This window comes from Sunxiuqinia sp. A32, from assembly GCF_052690465.1.
This window is the reverse complement of the sequence record NZ_JBQYLI010000008.1, coordinates 112,126-127,254: the sequence shown is the minus strand read 5'-3', so window position 1 is coordinate 127,254 and position 15,129 is coordinate 112,126. Positions and strand designations below refer to the sequence as shown.

Below are 15,129 nucleotides of genomic sequence, written 5' to 3'. Positions count from 1 at the left end.
TGGTTAGTTGGTATTAATTAGTTTAGGTATATTTTACATTATCATTCTTTTACTGAAAATTTATATATCGTTTGAGATTTGAAGGTTTCTCCTGGCTTTAATATCGTATTGGGAAAATTCGGTTTGTTTGGTGAATCCGGGTAATGTTGTGTTTCCAGACAGAAAGCACCATATTTTGCAAAGGGTTTACCTCCTCGCCCGGTAATTCGTTCATTTAAGTGATTGCTGGTGTAAAAAACAACACCGGGCTCAGTTGTGTAAACTTCCATAGCTCTCCCACTTCCTGGCTCATAAGCACTAGCTGCCTTGGCTAATTTACCGGATTGGTTTCTCAAAACGTAAGTGAGATCATATCCGGAAGCATTCTTTATATCGGCTATTTGCTTACCAATCGGATGTTTTTCTGTAAAATCAAATGGCGTATCCTTTACATCAAAGATATTTCCAGTTGGGATGTTTTGATCAGCTGCCTCCAGGTATTGACCAGCCAAAATGCTTAATTCGGTATCCAAGACATTTGCTTCCTTTCCACCGGAAAGATTAAAATAAGTATGATTGGTAAGAACCAACGGAGTGGCTTTATCCGTAGTTGCTGTGTAATCAATCTTTAGTTCATTTTTATTGGTCAATGAATAAGTTATCGTTACATTCAAATTTCCCGGGAAACCTTCTTCTCCATCTTTACTGAAATAGGTCATTTTTAAAGCCACAACGCTTTTCCCTGGGACTTCCTCAATATTCCACACCCGTCTATGAAAGCCACCTACTCCGCCATGAATAAAGGAACTTAGTTTATATTCCTTTCCATCAAGAGTAAATTTAGCATTAGAAATACGGTTAGCGACACGACCGACCGTTGCTCCCATCAGCGCATTTTTACCTCCCTTGTATTCTTCAAGTGTATCAAATCCAAGGACAACACTTGCCATTTCTCCATTTTTATCAGGAGTGATAATGTCAGAAATGGTTCCACCATAATTTATAACTTTCACCATCATTCCGTGCCTATTCGTAAGCGTGTATTCATATACATCTTGCCCATCAGTACTACCAAATAAGTTTTTTGTAATAGTTGGCTTCTTACTCTTAACTTCATTTTCGGCAAAACCTGACGATTCAGAGTTTTTTGGCACAGCAAAAGAATTCAGACTAAATACTAGAATCAGGTAGAACGACATTGAGAAATACATTTTTTTCATATTGAGAGGATATTATTCATTATTAATAAATTGGAGCCAATTTAACATTGTATATTCAAACTAACTCTATACACGGCATAAGAATTTAAAAAAAAATGACAGACAGTCGAATATCAATTATTCCGAGATGAGATAAAATCCGTTCTTCCGTCCGTCATTTTACCGAATCAACTAAATATTAAAAATCGCAATTTGTAATATCATAATGACTTTCTATCCATGCAAAACGGGCCAATATCTCCAACATTCCGCCATGTTCAACTAGATTTTGAATGCCATCTCGTCCTGTAAACAAACCTTTCTCGTTCTTATCATTTTTTATTGCTGCATCCAAACATTTTTTGAATCCCTGGATATACTTCATATCCTTATTGTATTTCAATAGATGCTGATACGCTCGCAATAAAACAGCATTAAACCAATAGCCATCTCTAAATTTTTCACCTCCATAAAAGAAATCCAAAGAGCTATCAGCAATTTTATTCGCTTCATCCAGGTATTTTTCATCTCCGGTTATCTCATAGAGATATACATAGGATTCAAGCATAGTTCCAGTATTATATGAAAAAGTTGCTTTACCAATACTTCCATCTTTCGTCCGGATATTGTCATAATACAATCCCGTAGGAGTTTTCAACTTTTCATTTGTCCAGTTAAAAATCAACAATGCTGTATCTAAATAACTTTGTTCATTTGTTGCCTGATACATTTGAAGTGCCACCAAAACACCAGGTCCGTTTGAGCATGTATTCTTTGAACTTTTGGAGGTGTCTTTCCAATAAATTCCACCACCCAAAACATTATCATAACCAGTCATCATGAAGTCATACACTAACTTCCCTAGTTTCAGATAAGATTTATTTTTTGTTCTGGCGTACCCATCCAGTGCTGTAATTCCAATCCATTGATTATCATCAAAATATCGCTCACCTGGTTTCAGATTCATGATATAGTCTGAATAGCCTGGTTTTGGAGGAGCAGGATCGTAATAATTATCTATATTCTTAATCATTGGCCCCATCAGCTTGGCTTTTTTATCTAATTTTTCTATTTCATTAGTAGCCTGAAACATCGCACAAAGAGACCACAGGTAAGTATACTCGCGCAAATAGCCATCTTTAACTTCTCTTTTTGATGAATCCAGTACTACATAATAATATCCGGATACCGGGTCGAAAAAGTCTTTTTGTATCGCTTTTTGCAGCGACAACATTTCCTTTTTATAACACTCGTCATTATCACCAGCTTTCTTTTTTGCAGAAAGTAATCCCGGAAAAACCAGCATTAAAAGAACTAACAGAACAAAATTTGTTTTTTTCATCTTCTATTTTTTAGGTAAATATTTTTTTATTTTAAGTTGTTCTCCAAAATGGATCACCTGATGGAATAAAATCGACCGGCACTTCCGAGATAAACGTTCGTAGCCATCTGGCACAGTTGTCCATCCCATCTTCTTCTCGCCGGTTATGCGAAACGATGATAAAGCCTTTTTTCTGCCCGGAAGCAACAATATCCCGTTCCCATTCAACATTGTTATTTTCTCTATCCGGCTCGTAATGAATAACAACGTCAGCAATCGGGGCCCCACCTCGCAGCACTTTATTTGAGCCTCTCCCAACAGTTTTCACTATCAATTTAGGATCGCCAACAACACGAACACTATCACTTCTCAGCCGACGTTTTACATCCTTCGCATAATCCAATAGTGTAATTTCTTCAGGCAGTTCATAAATCTTATTTGCTTCGTCATATTTGTAAGTATCCCAGCCCATTACTTTCATCCAACCTTCGTTAATTCCGTCAGGCCGTCGAGCATGCCAATGATCGTGAAAACGATGGACAAATAAACCATTCTCCTTTATATATTCTTGTTTATATGCATACAATGGATCATCTTCCAATCCTTCTCCTAAATCCAGATTTGTCCAAAATGTAGGCTCATGCGCCAGAATAAAATTATTTCCGGCTTTAACTGATTTTTTTAATACATCCAGGGTAGCCATGAATGAAGTTGTAATTCCGGTAACAACAATATCCAGAGTTCCAGCTCCTTTTATCGTATCAACAGTTACCTCCCTCCAGGGAATTGCCACTTCCTTTTTAATTCGATCGACTACTTCACCAGCTGTAATTTTACTTTTTGGAGAGCAGCCAAATTGAGGAAGAAGAACACCTGCCCCGGAAACTGCGCCTACACCAGCAAGCATACCCGAACCTGAAAGATTAATGAATTTACGTCTGGAGATATTTTTATTTTTCATAGAAATCAAATTTTCACGCTATTAATAACTTATACAATAATTGGCATTTGCACTAAGGTACCCAGAACGGTTCTTTGGCTGGTATCCAATCAATCGAAACCTCAGGGATAAATGATTTTAACCAAGACGCCACTTCTCCGTAACCTGGATCTTCTGATGCATCACGACCAATTAATATCATTGCTTTATCATTGCCTTTCCAGCTTAAAAAGTCCCTGAAATATTCACAACTCTCCCACTCAATTGCTTCTGCAATTACAATTAAATCAACCTCAGGATCACTTAAAAACTCCTGTAGCTCCGAAATTTTAAACATCCCATGGGATAAAGCTGCTTTTCGAATTTTCGTTCCGGGATCTCCTTCCACCCGAATCCCCTGAATATTCAACTTTTCTTTAATTTCAATAACCTTATCCCGAAGCGCAGTTTCCGGCAACATGAAGTATTTGTTCTTTCGATTATATTCTTCACCACCATCAATCGAATCATAAATATGATATTGATCCCAGTCAAGCGCTTTTGCTAATCCTAACAACTGGCCATCCACTTCCATCGAATTCCAATTGTCATAAAACCGATATAAAACAAGACCATTGGCCTCTATGAGATTCTTTTTATAGATATATGCAGGATCATCTTTCAGATAATCCTCAGTTTCTAAATAATAGGCAGGTTGCTGTGTTATAATCAGATTTTTGCCGTCTGCAATTGCCTTTTCAAGTACTTCAATAGAAGGTGTAAATGAAGTTGCAATACCAGTTACGAATGTATTGGGATCACCCGCATTAAATACATCCTCCGGCGAGCCCTGCCAGGTATCAGCAAGCTGATTTTGCATTCGACTTATGACTTGCTTCGCTGTTATTTGTTTTGACATATGATAGTGTATTTTAAAGTTCTCGCTATACTAAATATTTTTCCATACAAGTTATTTAAATGAGTATAAACCCATCTTTCCCCCACGACTTCAACTTCAAACGTTTTCTTATCTTTTCAATGTTTTTCTTGTTCCCCAACTATAATTTGGTTTCGGTCCCATTTCAAAAACCAGGCTCCCACCTGCGATAATGTCAGAGTGATGGAACTTTGGCACATTCAACGGTTTCCCGTTCAAAATAGCTGACTGAATATAAATATTCTCTTCTGATAAATTCTTCGCTTCGATGACAAATTTTCCAGGAGTAGGTCCATCCATATTAATGGTCACTTTAGAAAATAACGGACTACAGATATCGCATTCTCCGGTTAAAAAATCCACATGATAGAATCCCATAGCACTGGATACCAACCAGCCGGACAACTGTCCATAATCCTCCATCCCACACATTCCATCAGGAGTTGGACGATGAAGCTCCTTTTGTATTTTCCGAACGATTTCCTGAGTCTTCCACGGTTGGTCTGCATAATTGTACAGGAATGGAATATGGCGATAGACCTCATTCCCGTGTGAATACAGGCCATAAAATCCGGTGACATCGCGCAAAGGGTAAGCATCTTTGGGTTGTGGCGTATTGAACATTTCATCCAGACGCGCCGCAAAAGCATCTTTACCTCCCATCAGGTCAACAAGCCCGGGGATATCGCCCATCACGTAAAACAGGTAATTCCAGGCGTTGCCTTCACGATAGATACTTTCAGCATGAACATCATAAGGGTCGATCAAAAGCCAAGAACCATCGGCATAGCGAGGCATAAAAAAGCCAACCGACTCGTTGTATACATTCTTGTAGTTTTTTGAACGCTGGGAGAAGTATTTATAATCGGCCTTTTTACCAAGGAACTTTGCGTATTCGGCTACAACATGATCGGAATAAGCTAAGCCCAGACAATGATTGATACAGTTATTCACAACACCAAAGGACACATATCCGTATTTGCGGTAAGCATCGCCGATCGCACCACCTCCGGTCATGGCCTCTTCCTTCATTTTTGCATAAATCGATTCCATATCGAAATCATCAAAACCACGGTTGTACATTCCCAATGGCGCCCAGGCTCCACCAATTCCCCAAAATTCGCCGCTCCATTCCCAGCGGGTACCTAAATTATTGTTTGCCCTGTTTTTCAAGCGTTCATTGTACCAATCCCAGCCACGCATAAAAACCCGCACAGTCCAGGGGGTGCAAAACGAGCCTCCCTGCCAGTTTCCGGCATAAGCCGGGCCTTCAGTCAGGCGGTACATACAGGAATAAAAATTTTTGCGGTCGTCTTCGGTTCCTCCTTCAACAGTAATATAACTCAAAACTTTTTCCCATTTGGCTACGGCTTCTTCGTGAATGGTGTCAAAGTCTTTGTTACCGATCTCGTTTTTCAGGTTACTTTTGGCATCTTCCTGACTTTTTGTTGAGGTACCAACTTTTACAAGAACCTCTTCACCATCAAAAGTATCAAAGGTGACGTGAGCACCAAAAGGATTTTTATTTGCCGACAAAGATTCAGGGAAATCAATGTTGGTATTCCACGTTCCTGAGCTATTAAAATCTTTATTGAATTCGGCATGAAAATAAATTTTCGTTGCACGCCGGCCACCAATTTGCTGAAATCCTTCGATGGTACGTTTATCAATGATTTTAACCGATGCTTCAGCTGGTGTTGGCCGACTATTCGACAGGTCAATCAGTACATTTGCCTCTTCGGTTTCAGGGAAAGTATAGCGATGATAGCCGCAATTTTCAGTGGCTGTCAGTTCCGCTTCAATGCCGTATGTCGAAAGAAATATCGAATAATAACCTGGCGATGCTTCTTCGGAATTGTCGTTCTTCAGCGAACGATATCCCAGAAACGGATTCTGGCGGGTACCCGGATTTGTCCTGATTTCGCCTACGGTAGGCATAAAAAGCAGGTAATTGTTGCTGCTGTACTGTGCGTTGAAATGAGTGAATCCCATAATCGAACCATCATCGTACCGATAGCCCGATCCACGCACGTGGTAACAACAGCCGTCAAAGCCACTTACCGGGCCAAGCATTAAATAACCATTCGGATCGGGCACTTTTGCTCCCGGATTTACACACCCGTAATACAGATCTTCATTGGGTGCCGGATTATTTCCGATATGATCAGGATCCAGCATGGGCGCTGTGCCAATCAATGGATTGACGTAATCAACTGGACGAGGTTTGCCGGATTGTGCGGAACCGGAAAACGCAGTGCAAAGAAAGATCAGAACTGCTCCAATACAGATGACTGATTTATATTTATTTCTATGATTTAGATTTGACATTTGAACTACTTTTAGATGTTGATACTTTTGTTGGTTTAATTGATCTCATGAAGCGTTTATTTGACCCCGACAGCAACCAGTGTGTGCGCTGAAATAGTCATCTTCACCGTTTTACCACTTAGCGAAACTTCTGCACTGCTACCGCTTTCGGGAAGAATCAATGCTTTGTTTACTGTTGATACTTTTGGTAACTCAAGTGTTACGTCTACCGCTTCGTCATTGATATTTTCAACTACAAACATATTCTCACCAAACAAGTAAAGTTCCACTCTTGCAGGTGCATCGAACTTCATGCCGAATGGTGCCAACAAGTGATCGCGGTAAGTTTTTATTTCCTCACGGGTCATATTCAAAAGCGCCTTCGGAGAACCTTTTACAGGAAGTGTCTTCACATTCACATTATTCAGGTAGGCAGGATTGGCTGTCATTCTTTTGGCAAGTCCATCGGTCACCAGAATGGGAGTTCCGCGATCGGCAACATGCTGAAATTTGCGAATAAACCCGGGATCTTTCAGCGACTGAACCGGGAAAACAACCGCCATAGCCTCTTCGTCAACATCACTAACAGGAACAAACGGAATTCCAAGTTCGCCCAAAAAACTACACACCCAGGTTTCTTCGAACGAATCACTGTTGCCGGGTTTCAAAAGCTGAACACCTTTAATAGGTTTTCCCTGAACCAAATTCGCCAATTTTATAAGTCCGGGAAGTTCTTCACTGAGTGCCTCGATTTTAGGCGTTGCTTCAAGGTGTCCACCGTAGCACCAAAGAATCACTTCGTCTCCTTCACCCAAAATGGTATGCCGGGCTTGTTCAAGGTAAGTGGGGATTTTTGTGCGAGCTCTACCGGTATCAAACCACGCACCACCAATACTGCCGAAGTTTGCAAGCCACCGCATGTTAAAATAGGCGTTATAGCCAATCTCATATCCTTCGCTTTTTTCGTAATCGAACTGACGGCCTTCAGTACCCACCCAAATGCCATCAAAGACTTTGGATTCGCGAACAACATCGTAACCCCGCGTGTGGTATTCGTCGTTCCACTGGGGATATTTAATTATCATTTTCACATTTGGATTGACGGCACGTGCAGGTTTCAACACCCGTTCTTCACTCATTTTAAGCATCAGGTCGGTGTAGTATTTTGACCAGCTTTGATCGCCTCGCGCATGGATGCAATCAGCACATTCACAATTGGTAAAATACCAATCATCAAGAATAACTTCATCAAACAGGGAAGCAGCGTATTCGGAGATTCGCTGAAGCTCTTCCTGGTGCCTTTTGTGGGTGTAACAGTGGAATATGTCGAATTCGTCAGGCCCATATTCGGTTGTTGCCCCACTAGCAACTTCAAATCCTTCGTTCAAAAACCGTTCTTTAGAATTCAGCAGGGTTTCCCGGTTTGCATACAAACCCCGGCCATAAGCTTCGAGGTACACTTTTGTAATGCCATATTTCTTACACCAGCTAATCGCGCTGTTTAATCCATCCTTATTAGCAAGATATTGGTCAACATCCTGAGCGCGAAACCAGACTGAAAGTTTTAGGACATCTTTCTCATTTTTCATTGTTTCCCACAAAGGCTGTGAGAAAGCGGAAGTAACACTTAGCAAAATAGCTACAAGAATAATCCAGAGCTTAATTTCTTTTTGATGGTTTATTTTCATGATCATTGGTGGTTTAGTTAGTAATTGAGTTTATAAATATTAACACATACTATCTTTGTTTAATCGAGCTTTAAAACGTTGTACATAGCATGATACTGTGCCTCAACAAGATCATTGACAACTTCACAGACATCGTTAAAAACTATTGTTTTATGAATTTTCAAATTGAATTTTGTCCAACTGAACAGCTTACACGATAAGGTATTTCTATCTTGAGCTTTCTCTAAAACCGTATATTTTTTTTTCGATTTTATATGTTCTAATTCTATGTAGGGAAAATTCATCATCTAACTGTAAAAAGTTCAACCCCCTTGCCATCTTCCTTCAAATTGTGTGTATATTGCTTTTCCTCCGAATTGTTCCAGTGTTCATGTACCCCAAGGCTTTGCAGTCTTTCTCCATCTTGCTTATACAAAAAACCTGATGGTGGATTATCAGCAAGGGCAGCCTCGTGCATATAGATATCGGTTGGGGCTCCTCTGCCACGTCCCAACCTGTCGCCAAATTCGGCGCGTAAAAAGTCGTAACCAACCGCATCGATCGCAAGTGGATCTAGTGACATAAAAATACTGCTTAGCCAATCGCCTCCGAACAAGTGATACCACCCCGCATATTCTCTGGTTACCGGGTCATTCACATCGCGAATACCATACAAACCATCCAGCATATAAAGAACCGTTTTTCCTCCCAGATATTTGCTGGCAATTAAATCTACAAACGGGTGATACTCGTTCGGTTTAAAGGAATGTTCACGCTCATTGATAGTACCATAATGATTTTTGGCCGTTAAGGTTATCCCCACCGAAGGGTGACCTTTTACCAGAGTCATATTTACGATGTAATCAGCCTCATACACCAGCTGAGGGATTCCTGCTCCACAATTTGTTTTTCCTGAATACTCAATCGTATTTTCGCGCCAAACTACCGGCAACCGGCCATTTGTACCATCTCCTTTTGAATCCATCCACCTTACTTCGGGAAACTCCTCATGGCAGGGTTTGTAGATGTGATCCGAAATCACACGAATGGCTTCGTAAACCAAGATATCCTTTTGATCTATTTTGGCTTCATTGACCAACTGGCGAAGGATGCCTAATACTGTTTGTTTTGAAGCGTCAATCTGGTTGTCTACATCGCCATAGCCTTCATAGGCATTGTTACAATTAATCTTAACTGCGATCGTCTGGCCGTTCTGGTAGCCTTTGTTCCCTTTGTTGTGGCTTTTGTTGTGAAAGGTAAAAATCTTGCCCCATGCCTCCGGTGCAGTTGCCGTTCCTGTCAGGGCCAGCAGGCTTTTGTTCATCATGGCACAAACCCGTTCCTGATCTGTATATTTATCTTCCCACCAATGACCTTCACCAAATTCCGAATTCCATCTGGTCGCTAAAGAATCGCGAATCCAGGTCACCCGTCCCGGGAAAATGCCTTTGGCTTCGCCCATCGGGGAATTAACTGAATCGGTTGGCACCCAAGCCGGCCTTGGAACAAATTCAGGGAATCCAGAAACGCCTATTTCAAAACTGGCTGTTAAAACAACTGCTGTTATCAGTACAAGCACTGCCTGTCTCGACAACAGAAATCGCCCTTGCCTCGGAAAACGTTTAACCAGTGATTCGCGCACTCCCAGAATCCCAATAACAAATGCCGATGCAATAGGGAAAGCTGCCCGCTGGCAGGGGTAAGTTGCCCGGCTTGGCTTGGGAATCACACGGACTAAAAACCAAATGGTAGCAACAAGGCCTATTCCCCAAAACCAAACTTTTGACCAGATTGGCTTTAGTTTATCAATAAGATACAAGAGCTTACTAAGTATTTGATTTTCCTTTTTCATACTTTTTTTTGATTCATTAGATTAAGCAATGCATAGGCTTATTCCTGTTCAATCGCGGGTGAATTGCGGATCGTGACATCGCTGACATCTGCGCCAAAAACAGCCGCTTTAACTCCATCAGCCAACTGTGGCTTGAAGTTGTCAATCTCCAATCCATGAACATCCAAAAACATAGTAGCAGGTCGTCGGTCATCTTTTTCAAACCTTGTCGTAATGTCCGCCAATTCCAGATTTTTAACATGTCTCACAAAAAAACCATAGGCAGGCATGGTGGCAGTAGGTTCAGGATATCCGGTTCCCAGTTCATTCGGTATAATACCAGCTTGGTCTTCAGTCCCACCACCCTCAAAAACCAAACGAATGTTTTCCATCCTTAAACCATCAATAGGCAGCTCCGGCAAACCGGTAATCTGAACACCACTCCGGCTGGTAATGCCAGTGGCAATTACATTTGAAATCAGCACATTTTTCATGCGGCTAACATCGGTGAGTTTACCTGTACGGTTGCGTTTCCCAGTAGTTATGTAAATCGGATAATGGGTGATGTTCATCATCGTAATATTGGTAATGGTAATGTTTTCAAGAATTCCGCCATCCACTTCTTCGAGTGCAAGTCCCCAGCAATTGCGAAAAGTACAGTTTGACACGACGCAATTTCGATAGCCTCCACTTGACTCAGTTCCAAATTTAAGTCGTCCCTGTCCCCATCCATCAGTTTGCATGGTGCCATCGAGTAAAGTACCTTCTTTGAAACCGGCAACCTGGCAGTTGGTAATAGTGAGGTTTTCGGTAATGCGTGCTTCACTAAGGGCGAAACTACTTTTGATGCAAAGTCCATCGTCTCCGGGCGCATTAATACGGCAGTTGGAAACCATGGTATTCCGGCAACAGTCAATGTCAATTCCATCGCGGTTGGTATCCATGGTAACATTGTCTATGGTCATATTATCGCAACCGGTTACAAGAATTGCAAAGTGACCACCATGTGCAATGGTAATATCACGAATCAGCACGTTTTTGCAAAGCTTCAGCGCAATGGCTTTATTGCCCAAACGTATTGGAATAAATTTCCTGTCGGGATTGGGATCCCTCCAATTGTTGTAATCGCACAAACGATCGAGCGGACCGCTATCTTTTGTCAGTCCGCCACCATGGATCATACCGTTTCCTGTAATAAATACATTGTTGAGGTTCTCGCCCCAAATTAAACTGTTATGAAAATAAGTATGGCCTCCATCCTGGTATGCCTGCCCCTCAAAAGGCTCAGTTTCGTCATATACATTCATTTCTTGGGGAGCGCCTAAAATGGTAGCACCCACATCGATGAGCAGGTTGATGTTGCTTTGCAAACGGATAGAGCCACTCAAATAAGTCCCTGCCGGAACCAAAACAGTTCCACCTCCCGCCTCGGATGCCGCTTTAATGGCCTTGTTAATTGCCGGGCTATCCAAATTCTTGCCATCTCCCACTGCACCATAAGTGCGAACGTTAAATACATTATTTATATCTTTAGGGGCGGCATTGCTGTCCCTAAAGATGCTTGATAAAAAGAAAATAGACAACAAAAGAAAAAGTGCCTTTCTTATCTTTCCAACTGTACGATCTTTACTCATCATTTCTATCCTAGATTTTTCCCTGATATTTTTTATACTTTATTAATGTTCTGATTGCCCTGGGATCTCCGGAATACCTGGATCATCCAAAATTTGTACTGCCGTAGCGTCACCAACTTTTGTCCAATCCTGCAATACCCAAACTACTTTTTTGTCTGGTGTAACTTCAATAAGTTGAGTACCTTGTCCTCCCGCGCCGCGCGATGCAAAAATGGTATTGCCATTTGCTAGCCTGGTACAGGTTTGAGGGGCCGATTTAAACTGGTATTCTGCCGGTAGATCGGTTTGACAGTTAAATTCCCAAACGACTTCACCTTGTTTATTTACTTCACGTGTTGCAGCATCCATTTCATCTGTGATCAGCGTATTCCCATTTTTAAGGCGAATAGCAGCCCAGGGTTTATTGCTTTTGTATTTCCACACTTCCTTAAAATCTTTATCGTATTCAATCACCCATCCCATATTGAGAAAAGGAATGAGATAGGTTCCGTCAGCAGTATATCGTGCACGTCGGCACTGTGGATGGATATCACCAACTGTAGGTGGTTGGTTGGAAGGGAGAACCTGATCAACTTCTACCTCACCTGTTTTGATGTTGATAACTTTCAGTTTGGGTGGCAAACCACTTTCAACAAACATGACCTTATCCATTCCGATGGGCTGACAAGCGTGAATTTCGGTGTGCTCCATTCCTTTTGAATTATTGCAATCGTAACGCCAGAGTTCTTTTTTGTCTGGTGTGATTAATGCAACATACGACATACGGGTAAAGAGAATGTTTCCGTTGGAATACATCCAAATATCGTCAAATTCAGGGCCTTCGCCAATGGAATAAGTCCAAATCACCTTGCCATCCTTAATCAGGAACATGATGTTGCAGTTTTCTCCAACATAAAGCATCGGATGCTGAGCCAAACCATTTCCAGGCAAATTTGCCGGCGCTGTTGTGTCAACCCGGCTAACGAATTGAACAAACTCTTCAGCAGGGCCCAATTCCGGTACACCGGGCGCAGTGAAAAGGTGAAGCACATCCATACAAGGAGTGGATTGAGCCAGTTGGTCATTGGTTTTAACTGGCCCTTTGCAAAAAAATAAAGTTGACGAAACCGTCAATAACACAGCAAAAAAGAAACAGGTTTTTATAATTCTCATGATTAATTGATTTAGCTTCAGTATTATTTAGTTATGTATTTATTTCCTAAAATTCATTTTAAATCTTTGTTGTGCTTGACCGTTAATAAGCCCTTTGCAAGTCTTTATTAAGAAATAGCCATCCCATAATTCGCCACGACTCAATGACCGGTTTAAAAAGCTCATCAGCTTGCCTCAAATCATATTTATTGAATAGTCAGTTTTGCAGCAAAACCACCATCGCTATTCATTTTAGCCGACATCTTATCATTGGATTCTATCCTTTGGGTTTCCTTTTTGTAATCCATAGCGTTTCTATCGGAATTCACCCCATCAGTAAACATGGTCATTAAGAAATTTGTGTTTTTCTTTAGAAAAGAAAAGTCAATATCAATTTCTCTCTCTTTATCGTTGGTAATGCCTCCAACAAACCAATCGTCTCCTTTTCTTTTTGCTATAATTATGTATTCGCCTATTTTACCATCCAGGACAACTGTTTCGTCCCATGTGTTTGGCACATCCGCGATAAATTGAGCACATTCATTTTCTTTACGGTAATGTATCGGACTGTCCGACAGCATTTGCAAGCCACTCTCAAAGACAACGTATAATGCAAGTTGATGTACTCGTGTACTAATACTCATTGGGCTAATCCAGTGAGCATGCCAATATTTTTGATGAACAGTTTGCATAGCTCCCGGAGTATAATCCATTGGTCCTACAACATTACGGGTAAAAGGCAACATTACGTGATTATTTGGTGTGTCAAAACCACCGCCTAAATTTTGTTCCATTCCACAAACACCTTCATATGCTACAATATTTGGATATGTCCGCCTCAGTCCTTTAGGAGATATTGAACCGTGGAAATCAACTAACAAGCCATTTTTAAATGCTTTTTTAGCTGTTCGTTCATAAAAATTCATCATCCATTGGTCGCTTCTGTCCATAAAATCGATTTTAACTCCAGCTACTCCTAATTTCTTAGCATAGTCAAGAAATGATGGCGTGTTTTCCACTGCCAACCATGAAGCCCATAAGAATAATTTGACATTTTTTTGCTTACCGTACTCAACCAACTCTTCTAAGTCCATTTCTGGTTTTTGTCTGGTTATTTCCATTGCACTGTAAGACCAACCTCCGTCCAACATAGCATATTTTAAGCCATATTCAGAAGCAAAATCAATGTAGAACTTGTAGGTTTCAGTATTCATACCCACTTTAAAATCAACACCTGTAACATTGTAACCATTCCACCAATCCCAAGCTACTTGTCCCGGTTTTATCCAATCAAAATTTGAAGATTCAGATGGCATTGACAGTAAATACACCAAGTCATTGGTCACAATATCTTTATCTTGCTCTCCAATTGCAAATACACGCCACGGGAAAGTTCTGTTACCTGTTGTTTTTGCGATATAGTCGCCTTCTTTGAAAATATCTACTCTTATATTATCATACTGATGGTCGATTACTGGCCCTGTCTCCTCTGGATATCTGGGAAACCAACCTTTAATTGCATTGCCATCATCGCCATTAATAAACATGGCAGGGTAATCATGCAAATCTGCCTCAGCAATTAAAATTTTAGCCTTTTGTTCATCTACGAACAATGGAAGAACAGCTAAATCTTCTTTATTAAAATCTTGCAACCATATGGGGGTAAAAACGTGTTCGTAATTACTAAAGGTACGTTCCGTTTTTGAAATGTATCCCCTATAATTGTCATCAAATAAGTAATTGGAATGCTCATCTACGACAGTGATATCTCCTTGTTTCGTCGTGATAAAGCGATAACTGACACCATTATCAAAAACCCTGAATTCCAACTGATAATCCTTTTGAAAGTATAGGGTCAACACATTGTAGTTATTCCTAATTGCACTATTTTTTAACGGTACAACCGGACAAACGATTTCATCAATGCCTCCCTTTTCTGACCTAAGAAGTTTAGGATTCTCTCCTAAAGTTTCATTTAGGAGTTCCATTGAAATAACTCCCTCTTTCAAAAGGCTTTGATGCTTATAATCAATACTAAATGCTATATGATTTGAAAGATCGACACTAAGTGTTATCTCCTTATTTGGAGATTCTGTTGTTATTTTCTTGGCTGAAACTGTTAATGCCTGGAAGAATAATAAAGAAAAAGCAAGAGCCAGGACTAATTTATTTTTCATAGTTTTTTATTTTTTAATTACTACTAC

At 40.6% G+C, this 15,129-nt stretch carries 10 protein-coding genes; all 10 read right to left on the bottom strand.

From position 1 onward, the window contains the following. Positions 1–41 precede the first annotated feature (41 nt). The 10 genes from ACUNWD_RS10410 to ACUNWD_RS10365 all read right to left on the bottom strand — a co-directional run bounded on the left by ACUNWD_RS10410 (position 42) and on the right by ACUNWD_RS10365 (position 15,102). Positions 42–1,199, bottom strand: a complete 1,158-nt coding sequence (locus tag ACUNWD_RS10410) for an aldose epimerase family protein (RefSeq protein WP_445587741.1) — start codon at positions 1,197–1,199, stop codon at positions 42–44. A 178-nt stretch (positions 1,200–1,377) separates the two neighbouring features. Next, positions 1,378–2,520 carry a glycoside hydrolase family 76 protein gene (locus tag ACUNWD_RS10405; RefSeq protein ID WP_445587740.1) on the bottom strand — a complete coding sequence of 381 codons (1,143 nt, stop codon included), beginning with the start codon at positions 2,518–2,520 and terminating at the stop codon, positions 1,378–1,380. 31 nt (positions 2,521–2,551) lie between these two features. Continuing rightward, complete coding sequence (locus ACUNWD_RS10400; protein ID WP_445587739.1) at positions 2,552–3,460, bottom strand: Nif3-like dinuclear metal center hexameric protein; 909 nt, start codon at positions 3,458–3,460, stop codon at positions 2,552–2,554. Between the two features lie 52 nt (positions 3,461–3,512). Then, on the bottom strand, positions 3,513–4,337 hold the full coding sequence (locus tag ACUNWD_RS10395; RefSeq protein WP_445587738.1) for a Nif3-like dinuclear metal center hexameric protein: 825 nt from the start codon (positions 4,335–4,337) through the stop codon (positions 3,513–3,515). A gap of 108 nt (positions 4,338–4,445) precedes the next feature. Further along, positions 4,446–6,683, bottom strand: a complete 2,238-nt coding sequence (locus ACUNWD_RS10390; RefSeq protein ID WP_445587737.1) for a GH92 family glycosyl hydrolase — start codon at positions 6,681–6,683, stop codon at positions 4,446–4,448. Between the two features lie 56 nt (positions 6,684–6,739). Next, the gene (locus ACUNWD_RS10385) at positions 6,740–8,350 is read right to left on the bottom strand and encodes a hypothetical protein (protein WP_445587736.1); all 1,611 of its coding nucleotides are present in this window, start codon (positions 8,348–8,350) and stop codon (positions 6,740–6,742) included. A gap of 283 nt (positions 8,351–8,633) precedes the next feature. Continuing rightward, positions 8,634–10,181 (bottom strand): DUF362 domain-containing protein, encoded by a 1,548-nt coding sequence (locus ACUNWD_RS10380; protein ID WP_445587735.1) that lies wholly within the window; start codon positions 10,179–10,181, stop codon positions 8,634–8,636. Between the two features lie 38 nt (positions 10,182–10,219). Then, positions 10,220–11,797: a rhamnogalacturonidase gene (locus tag ACUNWD_RS10375; protein ID WP_445587734.1), complete on the bottom strand. Its 1,578-nt coding sequence runs from the start codon at positions 11,795–11,797 to the stop codon at positions 10,220–10,222. A gap of 39 nt (positions 11,798–11,836) precedes the next feature. After that, entirely contained in the window at positions 11,837–12,946 is a 1,110-nt protein-coding gene (locus ACUNWD_RS10370) for a beta-propeller domain-containing protein (protein WP_445587733.1), read from the bottom strand. Between the two features lie 185 nt (positions 12,947–13,131). Next, on the bottom strand, positions 13,132–15,102 hold the full coding sequence (locus ACUNWD_RS10365; RefSeq protein WP_445587732.1) for a glycoside hydrolase family 97 protein: 1,971 nt from the start codon (positions 15,100–15,102) through the stop codon (positions 13,132–13,134). Positions 15,103–15,129: the final 27 nt, after the last annotated feature.

Excerpts from the sequence above, each read along its gene's own strand:
- ACUNWD_RS10380 (WP_445587735.1), bottom strand. The coding sequence starts at position 10,181 with ATGAAAAAGGAAAATCAAATACTTAGTAAGCTCTTGTATCTTATTGAT.
- ACUNWD_RS10375 (WP_445587734.1), bottom strand. The coding sequence starts at position 11,797 with ATGATGAGTAAAGATCGTACAGTTGGAAAGATAAGAAAGGCACTTTTT.
- ACUNWD_RS10405 (WP_445587740.1), bottom strand. The coding sequence starts at position 2,520 with ATGAAAAAAACAAATTTTGTTCTGTTAGTTCTTTTAATGCTGGTTTTT.
- ACUNWD_RS10390 (WP_445587737.1), bottom strand. The coding sequence starts at position 6,683 with ATGTCAAATCTAAATCATAGAAATAAATATAAATCAGTCATCTGTATT.
- ACUNWD_RS10410 (WP_445587741.1), bottom strand. The coding sequence starts at position 1,199 with ATGAAAAAAATGTATTTCTCAATGTCGTTCTACCTGATTCTAGTATTT.
- ACUNWD_RS10385 (WP_445587736.1), bottom strand. The coding sequence starts at position 8,350 with ATGAAAATAAACCATCAAAAAGAAATTAAGCTCTGGATTATTCTTGTA.
- ACUNWD_RS10400 (WP_445587739.1), bottom strand. The coding sequence starts at position 3,460 with ATGAAAAATAAAAATATCTCCAGACGTAAATTCATTAATCTTTCAGGT.
- ACUNWD_RS10395 (WP_445587738.1), bottom strand. The coding sequence starts at position 4,337 with ATGTCAAAACAAATAACAGCGAAGCAAGTCATAAGTCGAATGCAAAAT.
- ACUNWD_RS10365 (WP_445587732.1), bottom strand. The coding sequence starts at position 15,102 with ATGAAAAATAAATTAGTCCTGGCTCTTGCTTTTTCTTTATTATTCTTC.
- ACUNWD_RS10370 (WP_445587733.1), bottom strand. The coding sequence starts at position 12,946 with ATGAGAATTATAAAAACCTGTTTCTTTTTTGCTGTGTTATTGACGGTT.